This window comes from Bradyrhizobium sp. CCBAU 53351 (assembly GCF_015291745.1).
Taxonomy (GTDB): Bacteria; Pseudomonadota; Alphaproteobacteria; order Rhizobiales; family Xanthobacteraceae; genus Bradyrhizobium.
The window spans coordinates 554,038-571,640 of sequence record NZ_CP030060.1 but is presented as its reverse complement, the minus strand read 5'-3'; the positions used below and the strand labels follow the sequence as shown (position 1 = coordinate 571,640).

The window sequence follows — 17,603 nt, the reverse complement described above, 5'->3', positions numbered from 1 at the left end:
CAGGGCGGCGGTGGCGGACCGAATCCGGGTCCGCGTTCTGGTTAGTGGCCTCTAGGGCTGCAGCTGCAAGGGCCGGCGGACACCGCTGCCCTCGTCCCGAAAGGCAAGCTCGCGCAGGCGCGGTAAAACAGGATTGCGATTGTCACTTCTCCAGATGGCGTGCAATTCAGCAAAGATAGAGCGCCCAAAGCGGATAGGCCGAAACACGACATTGTCGAAGCAGGCATTGCGGGTCTCTCCGGGAACAATCGCAAGACCCAACCCCGTGCTGACCAGCGCGAGGATGGCTTGTGCCTGGCTCATCGACTGCACGACATTCGGCCGGATGCCGGCGGCTCCAAACGCCATGGTCAGCAGCGAGTTCATGTAGGGGCCAGCGCTCGAATACATGATGAAGGGTTGCCCATCGAGCTGCTCAAGCTCGGGCCGGCGCCGCCCCGCGAGCGGGTGATCGAGTGGCAGGGCGAGCGCCAGCTCCTCGCGGAACACGCATGCGCTTCTGACCGTCTCGGCCGTCTGCAATGGGCGCACCAAGCCGAAATCGATTTGCCCTGATTTGAGAGCTTCGAGCTGCTCGCGCGAGGTCAGCTCGACAAAGCTTGCTTCGATGTGCGGTAGTTCGCTGCGCAAGCACGAGGCAAGCCAAGGCAAATACCCGTAAGTTGTAGCACCCACGAAGCCGATCGTCAGGGCACCACCAGCCAATAAGGCTGCTTGTCGCGCAGCCTTCACCGCATTCTCCCGTTGCTGAAGCAGCCCTCGCGCTTCAGAGAGAAACGCCCTTCCAGCGACGGTCAGCTCAACCGACCGGCTCGTTCGCTCAAGCAGCGTCACATCGAGCTGTTGCTCGAGCATCTGGATGTGCCGGCTGAGTGGCGGCTGAGTCATGTTGAGGCGCTTGGCCGCTCGCCCGAAATGAAGCTCGTCGGCAACCGCAACAAAGGCACGAATTTGTGCAAATTCGATCATTGATAACTTTAAGGTATTAGCTCGATCCAAAATTGAGTTTAGACGTGAATTGATCCTGCGTCTAGGTTGGGCTCCGTGATCGGCGAGAGATCGATCCGGGAAAACCTCGACGGGAGGATCGTATGTCAGGGAGCAGAGTGGCGCGCTTCCAATTTCGTTTCGTGATCTTGGCACTCATCACGATGTTGCTGGCACTAAGCAGCGGCGATCGAGCGACGCTCTCGATCGCGGGCCCCAATATGTCCAAGGCTCTTGGCATCAGCCCGGTCGAACTCGGCTGGATGTTTTCCGCTTTCGCATGGGCCTACGTGCTGGCTCAGGTGCCCGCTGGCTGGATCACGGACAAGCTCGGCGCAAAGCTCAGCATCCTGGTCGGATTGATCCTCTGGTCGGTCGTCACGTTCCTGATGAGCGGCGTGGCCTGGCTCGCCTATCCGTTTCTGGCCATGCTCGCCTTGCGCTTCCTGCTTGGCGTGTTCGAATCTCCAGTCGGGCCGGCTGCTGGGCGCATCATCGCTGCCTGGTTTCCATCGAGCGAGCGCGGCATTGCCGGCGCGATCTTCAACAGCGCGCAATATGTCTCCCTCGTGATCTTCACGCCTTTGATGGGCTATCTAGATCATCGCTTCGGCTGGGAGCACATCTTCACTGTGATGGGCGTCCTAGGGCTCGCATTCTCCGCCCTCTGGTTCGTCACGTACTATCCGCCTGCTCAACATCCAAAAGTCGCGCCAGCTGAACTCGATCACATTCGCTCTGGTGGCGGCCTTGTCGACCTCGGCGCAGCTCCTGTGCGCTCCGCCGAGCGCGGTCCAAAATGGTCGGATCTGGCCGAAGTCTTCCGCAGCCGCATGCTCGTCGGCATCTTCCTCGCGCAGTACGGCATTACATCCATCACCTGGTTCTTCGTCTCCTGGTTTCCGAGCTATCTCGTCAAGGCCCGCGGCTTTTCGGTACTCGACGCAAGTTTAGTGGCGACCATCCCGGCCATCGCCGGCTTCGTTGGCGGCGTCATGACCGGCTTCTTCTCAGATTGGCTTCTTCGCAGGACCGGATCGCTAAGCACCGCGAGGAAGACGCCGATTACGATTGGTCTGTTGATGACGATGCTGATCATCGGCTGCAATTACACAGACTCCACCACGTTGATCCTAGTCCTGATGAGCGCCGCCTTTTTCGGCAAGGGCTTTGGATCGCTAGGTTGGACCGTAGTGGCCGATACCGCGCCAAAAGAAGTCATCGGGCTGACCGGCGGCGTCTTCAACGCGATCGGTAATACTGCCGGCATCACGACCCCGGTTGCGATCGGCTACATCCTTGCAGCGACCGGATCCTTCAATGGCGCGCTGCTCTATGTCGGCCTCCATGGCCTACTCGCCATTATCAGCTACTGGGTCATCGTGGGCCCGATTCAACGTGCCGTCATTCAGGAAAGGCCCGAGCTTCCTCGCGCTGCGCCAATACCAGCCGAATAGACGCCGGGCCGCAGAAGAGTATTCAACGACGAAAGAGGACGAACAGATGAACTTTATGCAAAACACGACACGCATCATTGCCAATCCGCTAGCTGCGGGACTTGCGCCCGGCGAAGCCACCACCGATCGAATCGCATGGGTCAAGCTATCGCTGGTTTTCCTTCCACTTGCCGCACCGATCAGCGACGCGAAGGTGCTTACCGGCCGCCAAAAGCCGCTCACGGAGATCGCGTTCCTGTTCGCGGAGATCGAAACCGAGCAGGGCCATAGTGGCATCGGCTATAGCTATTCGAAGCGCGCGGGAGGGCCCGGGCAGTTCGCTCATGCCAAGGAAATTGCCGGTGAACTTATAGGTGAGGATCCCAATGACATCGCGCGCATCTGGGACAAGCTGGTCTGGGCCGGCGCTTCCGTCGGGCGTAGTGGACTGTCAACCCAGGCAATTGCCGCCTTTGACATTGCGTTGTGGGATCTCAAGGCCAAGCGAGCGAAGCTGCCGCTGGCCAAATTGCTCGGCGCCCACCGAGATTCGGTTCGCTGCTACAACACATCCGGCGGCTATCTCTCCATGCCCATCGAGGAGGTCAAGGAGCGCGTCTCGATGGCGCTCGAAAAGGGCATCGGCGCCATCAAGCTCAAAGTCGGCCAGCCCGACCCGATGGTTGATCTCGCCCGCATCGAGGCAGTGCGCAAACATATTGGCGACGTACCGCTGGCGATCGATGCCAATCAGCAATGGGACCGCACGACTGCACTGAGGTTTGGTCGCATTGCCGAGCAGTTCAGCCTGACCTGGATCGAAGAGCCGCTGGATGCTTACGATTACGAAGGGCATGCCGCGCTCGCCAAGGAGCTTGCAACCCCGATCGCCACGGGTGAGATGCTAACAAGCGTCGATGAACATTACGAGCTGATCCGGCACAATTCGGTCGACTTCATTCAGCCAGACGCCCCCCGCGTCGGGGGCATCACCCCCTTCCTGAAGATCCTCGCGCTTGCCGACCATAAGAAGCTGCAGCTCGCTCCCCATTACTGCATGGAGATCCACCTTCATCTGACGGCGGCTTACGGCCGCGAGCCCTGGGTCGAGCACTTCGAGTGGTCGGAAGCCATGTTCAACGAGAAACTCCATGTCGTGAATGGACGCATGATCGTGCCAAACCGACCGGGCCTCGGCTTCAGCCTCTCGGATCAGGCTCGGGCATGGACTCGCGCCACTCACGAAGCCGGAAAGCGGCCCTAATAAACAGAAGGCTGGTCCGGCCCCGCCGGCCCAGCCTTTTGAGGCCGAGTAGACTTAGCAGCACGTTACGAGGAGTTGAACGCATGAACCGCGCAGTGTCACTCAGCCGCCGTACGTTTGTAGGCCTCCTTGCCGCAGCGGGGCTATCGCCACGAGCAGTTGCTGCGCAGAACACAGCTCGCGCGGTCCTCTACGTCGCAGTTGGGTCCGAGCTGATGTGTTACGAGGCCGACGACACGAAGCTCGCCTTGCAGAAAATTGACACTATTCGCGTGCCAGAGGCGGTTCAGTACGCCTGGAAGCATCCATCAAAGCCGCTGCTCTACGTGGCTTTTAGCAACCGGTATACCTCCAAGGCTGACGACCGGCACGGGGTCGCGGTCTATGCGATCGATCAAGACACGGGGCGGCTGCAGCAATTTGGAGAGCCTGTCTTTCTCAAGAACCGCCCAGTTAACCTCACGCTCGATCCGGCAGGGCGCTATCTGCTTGTTGCTTACAACATGCCGTCAGATCTGACCGTCCATGCGCTCGGGGAGAACGGCTCCATCGGAGTTGAAATCAAGCAGTCCGGCTCAATCGATGCCGGCATCTATGCTCACCAAGTCCGTGTCTCACCGTCTGGCAAGCTCGTCGTGCTTCCGACGCGCGGCAACGATCCGGGCGCCGGCAAGCCCGAAGATCCCGGAGCCCTGAAAGTCTTCCGATTTGAAGCGGGGCAGCTTTCGCATGAGACTTCGATCACTAAAGGAAACGGACTTGGCTTCGGCCCGCGGCACGTCGACTTTCATCCGGAAAAACCGTGGATGTTCGTATCGATGGAACGCAACAACCAGCTGCTGGTCTATGGGACGAGTGACGAAGGCATCGATCCTAAGCCGCTGTTCGAAAGATATACTGCTGAAAACCACGAAGCTAGGCTACCGGTCCAGTTCGTCGGCCCCATCCACGTGCACCCCAACGGCCGGTTCGTCTATCTTGCCAACCGCTCGGACGGAACGATCGATTTCGCGGGCCGAAAGGTCCATGGGGAGGGAGAAAATACTGTCGCCGTGTTTTCGATCAATCCCGCAAGCGGAGAGCCGACGCTCATCCAGACCATTGATACCCTGACCTTCCATTGCAGGACATTCTCAATCCATCCGGCCGGACGAATGCTGGTCACAGCTGCGGTTGCGCCGCTTGACGTTCGCGACGGTGGCGCCGTTCGGACGGTTCCAGCAGGGTTGACAGTATTCGACGTCGCCGACGATGGCAAACTGAACTTCGCTCGCAAATACGAGGTCGATATCGGCAAAGATTGGATGTTCTGGTGTGGAATGGTTGCTCTCTGAGCATGCAGCTCTGCACGACGCGCTCGCGGGAGCTCTCGCACGAGCGGGCGCCTTATGTAGGCGAACGAACGAGCTTTGCCAGCTTACGACGTCTGTTGCCTAGTCGGCGCAATCAGAACGGCCCGAATGTCATTGACATTTGTGAGAGTGGGACCTGTTCGAACGAGATCACCAAGACGCTCGAAAAAGGTGTAACTATCGTGAGCCGTCAGAAGCGCGCGGGCATCGAGCTGGCTCGCAGCGGCGCGATGCAAGGTATCTGGCGTCACCAAAGCGCCGGCGGCATCCTCCGTTCCATCAATCCCGTCACTATCCCCGGCAATGGCCCAAATGCCCGCCGCTCCATCAAGGGCCACCGCAAGTCCGAGCAAGAACTCGGTATTGCGACCACCACGACCTGCTCGGCCATGACCGATGCTAACTGTCGTCTCTCCTCCTGAAAGCAGAACGGCCGGCGCCTTTACAGGATGCCCGTGCTGAGCGACCGACCGGGCAATTCCGGCCATCATGGTACCGAGCTCTCGGGCCTCCCCCTCGATTGCGTCCCCAAGTACAACAGCGCTCAATCCCTCGCGCTTGGCGAGCTGCGCTGCAGCATCAAGGGCCGTGAGTGGCGCGGCGATAATACGGACATCTTCGGCAATGTCCCCAGGCTTCGCCGTATCTTGTCCGCCGTCTAGAACGGCTTGCGCAGAGTCGGGCAGCTTGATCCCGAAACGGCGAACGATCTCGCGCGCATTGGCCTTCGTGCTGGCATCCGGCAGCGTCGGGCCGGAGGCGATCGCAGCCGGATCGTCCCCCGGAATGTCTGAGATCACGAGGGTGAGGAGGCGCGCAGGGCGCGCTGCAAGCGCCAGCCGACCGCCTTTGATCGCCGACAGGTGCTTGCGCACCACATTCATCTCCGCAATCGTCGCCCCGCTCGCGAGTAATGCCCGGTTTACCGCTTGCTTGTCCGCGAGGGTCATCGGAGGGGCGGGAAGGGCCATCAGTGCGGACCCGCCACCGGACATCAACGCTAGGACCAGGTCATCCTTCGTCAGCCCTCTGACCGCATCCAGCATCCGCAGCGCCGCGGCCTCGCTCGAGTGGTCCGGGACGGGGTGCGACGCCTCAAGGACTTCGATCCCGCCCGCCGGCACCGCGTGCCCGTGCCGCGTCACAACGACCCCCGACAATTCGACGTCGGGCCAGGCCGCATCGACCACCGCAGCCATTGCCGCGGACGCCTTGCCGGCTCCGACAACAATACAGCGTCCGCTGGGCTTTGGCGGCAGATGCGTCGTGACGGCTATGCGCGGATCAGCGCTCGCGATTGCGGCATCAAAGAGTTGCCGCAGCAAGCTGCGAGCCCGTGCGTCGGTCCACACAGCGGACATTGGGGGGCTTCACGCGTTTTCCGCTTGGATCGCGCTCACGACAGCGTCTGTCACCTTGCGGGTGTTCGCCGATCCTCCAAGGTCTGGCGTATGCAGTTCGGGGTTGGCGGTGACGCGCTCGATTGCCTTCATGAGCCGCTGCGCGGCTGCATTCTCCCCCAGATGCTCAAGCATCATAACCGCCGACCAGAATGTCCCGACGGGATTGGCAATGCCCTTGCCTGTGATGTCGAAGGCGGAGCCATGGATGGGCTCGAACATCGATGGGAATTTGCGCTCGGGATTGAGATTGGCGGTCGGGGCGATGCCAAGCGAACCGGCAAGGGCAGCGGCAAGGTCGGACAGCACATCAGCATGGAGATTGGTAGCCACGATCGTATCGAGGCTCTGCGGGCGCATGACCATGCGCATCGTCATGGCATCGACCAGCATCTTGTCCCACGTCACGTCAGAAAACTCGCGCGCGACCTCCGCTGCAATTTCATCCCACATGACCATTGCATGCCGCTGTGCATTGGATTTCGTCACGACGGTCAACAACTTGCGGGGACGAGACCGTGCAAGGCCGAAGGCAAAGCGCATGATCCGCTCCACACCGGCGCGCGTGAACATAGCGACATCGGTTGCTGCCTCCAAAGGAGATCCCTGATGGACCCGTCCGCCGACGCCCGCATACTCGCCTTCCGAATTTTCCCGAACGATGACCCAGTCGAGCTCCTTGTCCTTGACGGCACGCAAGGGCGAGGTGATGCCGGGAAGGATGCGGGTCGGACGCACATTCGCATATTGATCGAACGGCTGACAGATCGCGAGCCGCAGGCCCCAAAGCGTGATGTGGTCCGGAATTTCTGGGTGCCCTGCGGAGCCAAACAGGATTGCATCGTGATTACGGATCAGATCGCGCCCGTTTTCGGGCATCATGCGGCCATGCCGCTTATAATATTCCCCACCCCAATCAAAGTGGTCGAAGTGAAAGGTGAATGCCCCATCGCGCTTCGCCAGCGCCTTAAGAACTTCGACGCCGGCATCCACAACTTCGGAGCCGATACCGTCGCCTGGGATTGCCGCAACGTTGTAGGTCTTCATGAGAGATATCCTTCCTCTTCCGTATGATTAGTGCGCGACGGCCGCCTGATGGCGGCCGATCGAGCGCGCGAGCAGCAACGTCAGCGTGGCGGACAACAACAAGAGTGCGCAGACGAAATAGAGCCCGCCCTCGAAGCTGCCGGTGAGGTCCTTGATCCATCCGATCATGGCCGGACCGACGAAGCCGCCGAGATTGCCGATGGAGTTGATGGTTGCGATGCCGCTCGCCGCGGCCGGACCGGCCAGGAACAGTGTCGGCATGCTCCAAAGCGGCGGCTTGGCGGCGCTGATGCCGACGTTCACCAGCACCAGCGCAGCGATAACTGAAGCAACGCCAGTCGACATGCCTGCCAGCGCGAGCCCGGCCGCCGCAACGAGGCAAGCGATGACTACATGCCACGTCCGTTCGTTGGTGCGGTCCGAATGCCTTGACCACAGATACATGGCCACCACGGCGATCGTCGGCGGGATCGCATTGAGCGATCCAACCGCCATATTCGACAGGCCGAAGCCTTTGATGATCTGCGGCGCCCATACCCCCAGCGTGTACAGTCCCGCCGACGTGCCGAAGTAGACGAGGGACAAAGCCAGAACGCGTAGATCCGTCAGTCCCCGCCAGACGCTATGGCTCGCCGACCCTGCCTTGGCCGCCCGCTCCGCATTCATGGCCTCGACCAGCCAGGCCCGCTCATCATCGGCAAGCCACTTCGCCTGTTCCGGCCGATCCGTCATGAATCCGAGCACGATGAACCCAAGCACGATGGCGGGTAGCGCCTCGAGGAGAAATAGCCATTGCCACCCCTTAAGGCCGAACAAGCCGTGCAACTCCAGAAGAGCGGCCGAGACGGGCGATCCGAGGACCGTTGAAAGAGGCGCCGCTGCCATGAACAGAGCGGTGATCCCGGCACGCTGGCGCGCGGGAAACCAATAGGACAGATAGAGGATAATTCCTGGGAAGAACCCAGCTTCGGCCGCGCCGAGCAAGAAGCGAAGAACGTAGAAGCTTGTTTGCCCTTGGACGAACGCCATTGCCCCGGATATCAAGCCCCAGGTGATCATGACCCGAGCGATCCACAGTCGGGCTCCCACCTTGTCCAAAATGATGTTGGAGGGCACCTCGAACAGGAAGTAACCCCAGAAGAAAATGCCCGCACCAAATCCGTATACGGAGGAGGAGAAACCAAGATCCTTGTTCATCGTCAGCGCTGCGAAGCCGATGTTCACTCGGTCGATAAACGCGACGAAGTAGAGTAGCATCACGAATGGCACGATCCGGTAAGCTACTCGACGGATCGTGCGCTTCTGAACCTCGTTCACCACCTTGGGCCTCCTCGTTTTTCGGCTGGCGCCCCGGCTGGCAGCCATGCCTTTTATCTACGGCCAGCCTAGAAGGAAGAGACGGCGTCACTCAATACGCCCTTATTTGTACAAAAAAATGGTATAATGGCTCGGATTCGACAAAAGGGCCTGCTCATGGAGCTGCGTCAATTGAGATGTTTCGTCGCCGCCGCCGAGCAGCTGCATTTTGGCCGCGCGGCCCAACACCTGCAGATGCTACCTTCCGCCTTCGGCCGCCACATCAAACTCTTGGAAGAGGATCTTGGTACGCGGCTGTTTGCAAGGACCACGCGAGCCGTCTCTTTGACCGACGACGGCGCGCTACTTCTTCGGGAGGCGCGCATCATTCTCTCAAAGGTCTCGACCGTGGAGGCCGTCTTGCGCGGTCGCTCGCGTTCGGTCGGAGCCCGGAATCTCAAGGTAGGCGCCATAGACAGTGCTGCGGCCGGGCTTATGCCGCAGCTGTTGCGAGACTTCCGCGCGAAATACCCCGACGTCACCGTTCATCTTCTGGAGGAAAAGACGTTCCGGCTGCTTCCCAAGGTCCTTTCCGGAGCGCTCGATCTCGTTTTCATCCGTCCTCCGGAGAAGATGGACCGAAGGCTCGAATGTAAAACTCTGCTCATGGAAACCGCAGTGGTCGCCCTTCCCCGCAGGCACGCGCTTGCACGTAACGAATGTCTGTCGCTCTCGGCGATCGCTCATCAACCGATGATCGTTCCTGATCGGCGATCTCGGCCCCACAGCCACGACTTGACCATGAAGCTGTTCGAGGACGCCGGGCTGACGCCCCGCATCGCTCAGCTCGCCGATGAAAAGCAGACGATCGTGAACATGGTTGCGGCTGGACTGGGACTGGCCGTCGTCCCCCGCTGGACCTCTCGCATGGCTGTTGCGGGCGTTCGCTTTGTTCCGCTCAAGCTGGAGCGCTTTGGAGCAGTTGGACGGCTTCCGCTCGCTGCAAGTTGGCTGCGTGGTTCCCGCGATCCTATTCGCGATACGCTTTTGACGGTCCTCGAAAAGCGGTTGCGGTCTTATGCCAAAGGTGCCTGATGATTCTTGCAGAAAGCCAGGCGCCGAGCTCCGATGCGAGCGCAAATGTCAAGCTCGCCGGTCCGAAAGTGTTTGAACCGTGTTCGGTCGGGTACCGATGGTCATCGTTGAGCGCATCTGGAAAGGGAGGCAAGGAGCACGAATACTCATGAGCCGTCGATTGTCGAGGCATCCTGCAAGCCCACTTCGCGTGCGTTTCGATGTTCATCAGCGCGATCCAAGTTGGACGACCGATCGGGGGTGCGATCCGCTGCTAGCCCCCGAGCCGTAACTATTGCGTTTCACAAACACCTCTGTTCGACCGCGACGGTCGAGGAATGCAGATGACCGAGGCAAGCCTTCTCTTGCACCGGAGCGCATCTCAGATCCTGCGTGACCTTGCCGGTTAGGAAGTCATGGCCGACGGAAAGCATCTCACCAGTGATGTCATCATCGGTGCTACCCCGTCCGTCATTGCATTGGCAGGCGCGGAGCTGATCAGGGCCTACCGGGAGCGTCTGCCCGAGTACGCCCGCACTTGCTAGAGGGACGTTGACGCGCTCGATCGACGTCGCGTTGGTCCACGTCTTCAACCAGAAAGCCCACGCTTAATCAGCAAGCGCCTCGCAGTGGAGCGGCTGTTCGCAATCGGGCCGCCAGAAATGTTCGCCGGCGATCCGGTCAGCCCCGCGAGCCTGCTTGCTATACTCTTTCCCTCTGCTCAAAATCCGATTCGAAGCCTTCTCGACGCCGGTGCCGCGGGCATCGATCTGTCGGTGTCGATTGTGCTGGAGATCGACACGATGATTCCTCTAAAAGACCTCGTCCGGCAGCGCCTTGCCCCGGCGTCCTCCCGTTCTGCGCGGTCAGACATGAGTTCGTGACGGAACTTTGAGCGCCGGCTCAATCGTCAGGCCGAAATCAGAAGGGATCTGGGCCTTATCTGCCTTGCGGATCCGGCCGCCGACGCGCGTCGCCTCCGAGCTGATTGCCCGCTTCGGTATATCCTGCGCAAGATCGTCTCCGGAAAGAGAGGACACGGTTTCGTCGATCCGATAACCGCCTAAGATAGTAGGCCCCTAAATATACAGCGATGGCGCGATGAGGCGGCGCTCCACCAACTTTGGAAGCACAACAAAACCAAGATCCGCGGTGTCTATAACGCGGCCGCTTGAACCCCATGGGCTTCTTCCGAATCTACCTCGAGTGGCCCGAAATGATGTAGCCTTCCGGCCCGGTGGTTTTCCCAGTCTGCCTAACTCCCAAAAAAACGCCCGCCATAGGTGGCGGGCAGTCTGCGGGAGAGAGTAGTGCGATCGGGTGCGACTCAAGCTTCCTTTGCGTAAGCTGCAAGATCGGCCCGCAGCATCTTCAATATGTCGTCTCGGATGGGATCCCTGGTCCCGCGCGACCAAGCAGCCGCAAGGGGAAGTTTGTTCATGTCCGACGCCACGAGCCGGACATAGCGAACCCCGCGGCTCGCCAGGCGCGACGTCCAGCTAGGTACGATAGCGATCCCCAAACCGGCCGACACCAGGTTGACGATCGTTTGCTTTTCCTCCGCAATCTGAGCAATCCGGGCGTCTAGCCCGGCTTCCGCAAAGAGCTTCATCGTTAGATCGTGGCTATGAGGCCTGGACCGCCGTTCGGGAACGATCAGTGGCTCGTTCTTGAGATCCGCAACCTTGACCATCTTCCTCGACGCAAGTCGATGATGGTGCGGAAGGGCTACGACGGCTGTCTCAAAGAAGAGAAATAGAAACTCCAGCCGCTTGTTGGCGTCTTTTGGGGGGCGCACGAAGGCGAGATCAAGCCGTCCGGTCAAAAGGCGCGGCAACAGACGAATGGTCTTATCCTCGACCAGTTGAATCGTTGCATCAGGCCGACGCTTGCGAAAGTCTTTAAGAAGTTTCGGAATAAGTCCGGCGGCAGCACTGTCGATGGCACCAACGCGTATGATTGTTGCCCCTTTGCGCGAGCGCGTCCGAAATCTGACCGCAAGCGCATCGGCTTGCGTCAGCAGCGCACGCGCATCTTTAAGCAAGACAACACCGTCGTCCGTCAGCGCGACGTTTCGCGTCGTGCGCGTCAGAAGCCGCGTGCCGAGATCCTCCTCCAGCAGCCGAACAAACCGCCCCAGGGCCGAGGGAAGCATATTCATTCGTTGCGCCGCTCTTCCGAAGTGAAGCTCTTCGGCTGTTGCTACGAAGCAGCGCAGTTGTTGCAGGTCCATCAGTTCCTCCGTACGACGACGATAACATCAAAAACGCCGGTCTTATTATGTCATTCTTTTGTATAAACGATTGGAGATTGAATCCGCTCTGCCTTGATTGCAGCGTTTTCTCGATAGCGCCGTCGATGCGCAGAACAATCAAACGCCGATCGGGCCAGGAGCCCATCCGGCTTGACGAACGATCTGGAGGTCCGGTTTGCGAAAGTGATGCTGCTCTACTTGGCTGGGACGGAGACGCCGAGTGCGCCAGGCACGATCGTGCGCCGAGCGCGCTAGGCCAGGCACATGCGGCACACTTCGATCCGCTCTTGCCTCGCGGCCCGCGATAGCAACGGCCTTCTTGATCGCGTCGGCGCTCTCATTCGCATCGATTCGATACGCACGAACGTCGGCAATGTCAGGGCTGTTTGATGGGCGGCCCCGCAATTTCGCGAGGTAAAACATGCATCGTCGGCGAGCCAAGATTATTGCGACCGTCGGACCCGCCAGCCGTTCGCCAGAGATGCTCGCGGCATTGGGCCAGGCGGGCGGATACGTTCCGACTTACAGGCAGATCACGCAAGGCGTCATGGCGCAATTCGTCAACTCGAACGAAGATTCAGCCGCCCTATTGGTATTCTTCAGGACTTGCAGGGGCCAAAGATCCGGGTTGGTACCATAAGGAATGGCAGATTTTCCCTCAGTGCCGGTGACGCCGTTCGCTTTGTTCCGTCGGTCGGCGTCCGGGCATATCGATGACATCGTGCGCCTCTCCGATGGGATAGTGATCGCGCGCGTTGATCTTGGCGTCGCAATTCCGCATGCGGAGGTTCCCGGCCGACAAAAGGAATTGATCCGATCGTGCCGCCTCGACGCTCAATGGTTGCTGCGCCGACGCCGACACGCGCCGACACTTCGGATGCGGCCACAGCGATCTATGGCGGAGCCGACGCGATCATGCTGTCCGCGGAATCTGCGACCGCGCAATATCCGTGCGAGGCCGCCACCAACATGAGCCGCATAATCGAAAGCACCGAGCGACATAAAATGTATCGTTCGATCGTCAATGCGTCGGAGCCGGACGAGGAGCAGACCGCCCCGACCGCGGCGGCTGCGGATCTCGCAACGATGATCGGAGCCTCAGCGATCCTCGCCTTCACCTCGAGCGGTACGACTGCAACGCGCATCGCGCGCAAACGTCCCAAGGTACTGATCCTCGCGATCACACCGGAGGAACGGGTCTCGCGCCAACTATGCCTGTTGTGGGGGCGCCCACGGCATGAAGTCCCCCAACATAAGCTCCTACGAGGAGATGGTCGAACGCGCGACGCAAACCGCTCTCAACGTGAACTTTTGCGGAGAATGCCGATGTCATCGTCGCCGTGGCCGGCATACGTTTCGGCGATGCCGGCACAACCAATAATTTACGCGTGGTGACGATTGCTTAAGCGCTTCGCCGCCATCCTGGCCGCCCCCTTCCTCTAACCAGCTGACGTCGCAGCGCGGCCTATGCCGTTTGCCGGCCCAACCTTGCGCAACTGCCCAGCAGATCACGTCCTCGCAAGAAATTATTCTAATCGTTTGTATATTATAATGAGCATTGAGGTCAGCGAGCCAGTGACCTTAAGATTATAGATTAGCGGGCGAATAAGTTCCGTTTTGCAATCGGGAAACGTCGGGGTGAAACCATTAGCACAAGATCTTGAGGTGTTTATCGTTGCGGCGCGGCGGGGAAGTTTTGCTGCGGCGGCGACAGAGTTAGGTGCGTCGCCTGCCTACGTCAGCAAGCGCGTCGCGCTACTTGAGCGGGCACTCGGACGCGTGTTGTTCCTGCGTACCGCTCGACAAGCGGTGCTCAGCAGCGATGGGGAAGTGTTGCTGTCCAAAGCGCAGCGCGTTCTCGATGCCTATGCGGATTTTGTAGCTGACGGTCCTGAGACCGATTCCGTCGCCCGCGGCAGCGTACGAATTACGGCAAGCTCGGGTATTGGCTGCAATCATGTCGCACCACTTGTATCGGAGTTGGCGCTCCTACACCCGGAATTGGATATTCGGCTGGAAATCGTCGATCGGAGCGTGGATCTGGTTGAGGAGAATGTCGACATTGACATTCGGGTCGGCAGGGTACGCGAGCCTCACTTGCTCGTGCATCCTATTGCGCAGGGAAGACGCATTCTCTGCGCGGCTCCCAGCTATCTCAATCGACGCGGCATGCCGGAGGAACTCGGCGATCTCGCTGGACATTCGTGCCTGGTCATGCGCGAACGTGACGAGGTGTTCGAGCGCTGGACTTTGCATGGTCCCATCGGGATGCGCACCATCAACGTCACCGCTGCCCTCTCCACCAACCATGGCGATATCATCCGCAATTGGGCGATTGCCGGCCGTGGGATAATGCTGCGTTCTTATTGGGACGTGGCCAAGGGGCTCGCGAATGGCCAATTAGTCCACGTGCTTCCCCTCTGGTGGCAGCCGGCTGATATATCTGCCGTCACCAAAGTCCGCTCAAGCAGTGTGTACCGATATTATCTTTGCGTCCGCTATATTCGCGAGCGGCTCCGTGACGGGCCATTCGCACTTGCCACAAAGCGATGGCCCGAGACTCCAGGTGAAACAGAGCTCACACTTGAGGAGGCTCCCGCGCTTCATGAGGCCTGAAACCGTGACTGAGTTTGCAGAGCGCCTTCGGGGCGATGCGCATGTCGCAGCCGGCATGGGCGGCCTTGTCGCCGAAAAGCTCACGCTGCGCCAGCTTTTCGAATCGTCCGACCTGTCGGCCCAGGAGTTTGCCGACGCGGTCGCAGCCTTTTTCAAACATGACCGTGCGGCTTTAGCCGACCTCTTGGCTGGGACGAGCTTGGTCGAACACTTCTCGCCTCGCTTCCTCCGGGAAATGACGATTTTTCCGTATCAGCTCGCGAATGGACGCGCCGTGATTGCCCTGTTCGATCCCACGGACACGGCAGCGATCAGCGCCGCGGAGATTGTACTCGGCCCCGCGGTAAAGGTCGCCATCGCGTCGTTTGAGGACATTGATACCGCGCTCTCTCAGCGCCTTAGCGAAGGCGAGACCACCGCAGCGAATAGGGATAATACCATCGCTGTCCGCGAGGAGGATATCGAAAGCCTCCGCGACCTAGCTAGCGGCGCGCCGGTCGTCCGTGCCGTCTCCGAATTGATCGAAAAGGCCGCCGAGCTTCGCGCCAGTGACATACACATTGAGCCTTTCAGGACGGAACTGGCAGTGCGTATGCGGGTTGATGGCCTGCTTCGCCATATCCCCTCACCATCCCATGTACTCCCACAGGCCATAGTCTCCCGCATCAAGATCCTGGCGGGTCTCAACATAGCCGAGCGCCGATTGCCTCAAGATGGCGCCGCGCGTGTCCAACTTGGGCGAGCTGAAATGGATTTGCGCGTCGCTATCATGCCGACGCAGCATGGTGAGTCTGCCGTCATTCGGCTTCTGCCCAAGGAGCGGGGACTCCTTGCGATCGAGAAGCTCGGCTTTGCGCCCGACGACGAAGCAAAGCTCCGCGCAGTCCTGACGCTCCCGCACGGTCTCATCGTGGTCACCGGACCAACCGGCAGCGGTAAAACCACGACGCTTGCGACCGTGCTCGGCCTCCTCAACGAATCCTCCCGGAAGATACTGACGATCGAGGATCCGGTAGAATACGAAATCAAGGGCATCAATCAGTCCCAGGTAAACTCTGCTATCGGCCTGACTTTCGCGAAGGCATTGCGCGCTTTCGTGCGGCAAGATCCGGATGTCATCATGGTGGGCGAGATCCGTGATGCCGAGACAGCGGAAGTAGCGATCCACGCTGCCCTGACCGGGCACCTCGTCCTGACCACGCTGCACACCGAAACCGCTGCGGCCGCCGTGCCGCGACTGCTGGACCTCGGCGTCGAGGCGTTTCTGTTGAGTTCAACCCTCCGTGCCGTGATCGCGCAGCGGCTGGTGCGGCAGCTTTGCGACCGGTGCAAAACAACGAGCCGGCTCGAGCACTCGGAGTTTGCGGCCGATCGGCGGTACGCCGCGATCGGCCTTCGGGTTGGTGATGAAGTTTACAAGGCAGGCCGATGCGAGCGTTGCGGCGGAACGGGCTACCGCGGCCGCGTTGGCCTGTTCGAGGTCCTTGAAGTGGCCGATGAGGTTCGTCAGCTGATGAATGCGCACTGCGACGCCGTGTCGATTGATCGAACAGCGGTTCGATCTGGAATGACCACCATGATCCAAGACGGCCTCGCGAAATGCCGAGCCGGCGTCACGTCGCCCGCGGAAGTTCTCCGCGTAACGACCATACGATAACGTGATGCAAACCTTTCGCTATCTAGCTATGACCCAGAGCGGTGAGCTCGTAAACGGTATGATCTCCGCGTCCACCGCGAAGGAAGTTTTCGCGCGTATCGAGTATCTCGGTCTCGTTCCGATCGAAACAGTCGCTCAGGACACTAAGGTTGCGGTCGCTCATATCGCTGCTGGTTTTCTTGGGCGACCACGCGCCGAAGACGTGACCATCTTTACACGTGATCTTTCTTTGCTGCTCAAGGCGGGCGCGAGGCTTGACGATGCACTGGAGTTGTTGTGCTCAGATGACGACATCGGCCGCCTGCGCCCGATTGTGAGTAAACTCCGCGTCGCAGTGCTTGCGGGCGAAAGCTTCGCTGAAGCCGTCGGCAAATATCCGAGTTGCTTTCCGCCTATCTATGCGGCGCTCGTGCAAGTCGGCGAAACGTCCGGGAAGCTCGGCCACCTTCTCGATATGCTGGCAAGCGAGCGCGCGCGCACGGAGGCCTTGCGCCGAAGAATTACTGATGCGCTGCAATATCCTGCATTCGTGTTGCTCGCTGCATCCTGCGTGCTGGCATTTTTTGTTCTCGTGGTACTGCCACAGTTCGGAGCTGTGTTGCGCGATTTCGGCGCCAAGCAGGACTCGCTGATTGTCACGGTGCTTGGCGTTTCTGAATGGACGCGCTCCAACGGTCTGGCGATTCTTGGAGTCGCAGGGGCCGCCATCTTTGCAGCCTATGCCGTCCTCCGCCGGCCCGTGATCCGGTTCCGGCTGCTCGCAACACTGATGCGATTGCCGGGCCCCAGTTCGATTTTTCGGGCCTACCAAACTGCGGTGTTCTGCCGCAATCTCGGCATCCTTGCTGGCAGTCAGGTACCTTTGACCACCACCCTGCGCATCCTCGTCGATATCATGTCCTTTTCGGGCGATGTTCCCGCCTGGACAACCGCGGCTGATCAAGTACGACACGGCGCGAAGCTTTCTGACGCCCTTTCCCAGTCAACGGTCTTGCCCATGATGGCGATCCGCATGATCCGCATTGGCGAAGAAACCGGCCAGCTGCCAATACTCGCCGGGCGCATCGCGGAGTTCTACGAAGCCAAGCTACAGAGGAGTCTTGACCGGCTCGTCGCCGTTATCGGACCGGCGGCCGTGATCGGCATTAGCGTGGTTGTCGGCGGTCTCATCGTTTCCATTATGACGGCCCTGCTGTCTATCACTCAACTCGTATCGTGAT

General features: G+C 59.9%; 13 protein-coding genes and 1 pseudogene. 9 read left to right on the top strand and 5 right to left on the bottom strand.

Going from position 1 to position 17,603, the window contains the following annotated elements; all coding sequences use genetic code 11:
• Window positions 1-51 precede the first annotated feature (51 nt).
• Window positions 52-969, bottom strand: a complete 918-nt coding sequence (locus tag XH83_RS37690) for a LysR family transcriptional regulator (RefSeq protein WP_128930053.1) — start codon at window positions 967-969, stop codon at window positions 52-54.
• 122 nt (window positions 970-1,091) lie between these two features.
• Here XH83_RS37690 and XH83_RS37685 point away from each other — a divergent pair, with 122 nt between their 5' ends.
• The 3 genes from XH83_RS37685 to XH83_RS37675 all read left to right on the top strand — a co-directional run bounded on the left by XH83_RS37685 (window position 1,092) and on the right by XH83_RS37675 (window position 5,021).
• Window positions 1,092-2,444 carry an MFS transporter gene (locus XH83_RS37685; RefSeq protein ID WP_128930054.1) on the top strand — a complete coding sequence of 451 codons (1,353 nt, stop codon included), beginning with the start codon at window positions 1,092-1,094 and terminating at the stop codon, window positions 2,442-2,444.
• A 55-nt stretch (window positions 2,445-2,499) separates the two neighbouring features.
• Window positions 2,500-3,687, top strand: coding sequence for a mandelate racemase/muconate lactonizing enzyme family protein (locus XH83_RS37680; protein ID WP_128930202.1), 1,188 nt, complete (start codon window positions 2,500-2,502; stop codon window positions 3,685-3,687).
• An 83-nt stretch (window positions 3,688-3,770) separates the two neighbouring features.
• A complete protein-coding gene (locus XH83_RS37675) occupies window positions 3,771-5,021 on the top strand; it encodes a beta-propeller fold lactonase family protein (RefSeq protein ID WP_164933592.1) in 1,251 nt (416 codons plus the stop codon).
• An 83-nt stretch (window positions 5,022-5,104) separates the two neighbouring features.
• On the opposite strand, the gene XH83_RS37670 is transcribed toward XH83_RS37675, so the two are convergent.
• The 3 genes from XH83_RS37670 to XH83_RS37660 are packed head-to-tail and all read right to left on the bottom strand — an operon-like array spanning window position 5,105 to window position 8,806.
• Window positions 5,105-6,400: a glycerate kinase gene (locus tag XH83_RS37670; protein WP_128955144.1), complete on the bottom strand. Its 1,296-nt coding sequence runs from the start codon at window positions 6,398-6,400 to the stop codon at window positions 5,105-5,107.
• A 9-nt stretch (window positions 6,401-6,409) separates the two neighbouring features.
• A complete protein-coding gene (locus XH83_RS37665) occupies window positions 6,410-7,486 on the bottom strand; it encodes a tartrate dehydrogenase (protein WP_128930057.1) in 1,077 nt (358 codons plus the stop codon).
• Between the two features lie 27 nt (window positions 7,487-7,513).
• Entirely contained in the window at window positions 7,514-8,806 is a 1,293-nt protein-coding gene (locus XH83_RS37660) for an MFS transporter (RefSeq protein WP_128930058.1), read from the bottom strand.
• A 153-nt stretch (window positions 8,807-8,959) separates the two neighbouring features.
• Between XH83_RS37660 and XH83_RS37655 the strand changes: the two genes are divergently transcribed.
• Together XH83_RS37655 and XH83_RS37650 are read left to right on the top strand one after the other, a co-directional pair.
• Entirely contained in the window at window positions 8,960-9,877 is a 918-nt protein-coding gene (locus XH83_RS37655) for a LysR family transcriptional regulator (protein ID WP_128930059.1), read from the top strand.
• Between the two features lie 608 nt (window positions 9,878-10,485).
• Complete coding sequence (locus XH83_RS37650; protein ID WP_232995554.1) at window positions 10,486-10,740, top strand: hypothetical protein; 255 nt, start codon at window positions 10,486-10,488, stop codon at window positions 10,738-10,740.
• Window positions 10,741-11,183: 443 nt separating this feature from the next.
• Here the strand turns inward: XH83_RS37650 and XH83_RS37645 are convergent, their stop codons facing one another.
• On the bottom strand, window positions 11,184-12,089 hold the full coding sequence (locus tag XH83_RS37645; protein WP_128955145.1) for a LysR family transcriptional regulator: 906 nt from the start codon (window positions 12,087-12,089) through the stop codon (window positions 11,184-11,186).
• Between the two features lie 442 nt (window positions 12,090-12,531).
• Here XH83_RS37645 and XH83_RS37640 point away from each other — a divergent pair.
• From XH83_RS37640 to XH83_RS37625, 4 genes and pseudogenes are all read left to right on the top strand, one after another.
• Window positions 12,532-13,516 (top strand): annotated as a pseudogene (locus tag XH83_RS37640) (pyruvate kinase).
• Between the two features lie 232 nt (window positions 13,517-13,748).
• Window positions 13,749-14,726: a LysR substrate-binding domain-containing protein gene (locus tag XH83_RS37635; RefSeq protein ID WP_128930062.1), complete on the top strand. Its 978-nt coding sequence runs from the start codon at window positions 13,749-13,751 to the stop codon at window positions 14,724-14,726.
• Window positions 14,716-16,383 carry a GspE/PulE family protein gene (locus tag XH83_RS37630; RefSeq protein ID WP_128930063.1) on the top strand — a complete coding sequence of 556 codons (1,668 nt, stop codon included), beginning with the start codon at window positions 14,716-14,718 and terminating at the stop codon, window positions 16,381-16,383. Before XH83_RS37635 ends, XH83_RS37630 begins: the two co-directional genes overlap by 11 nt.
• Before the next feature lie 4 nt (window positions 16,384-16,387).
• Window positions 16,388-17,602 (top strand): type II secretion system F family protein, encoded by a 1,215-nt coding sequence (locus XH83_RS37625; RefSeq protein ID WP_128955146.1) that lies wholly within the window; start codon window positions 16,388-16,390, stop codon window positions 17,600-17,602.
• Window position 17,603: the final 1 nt, after the last annotated feature.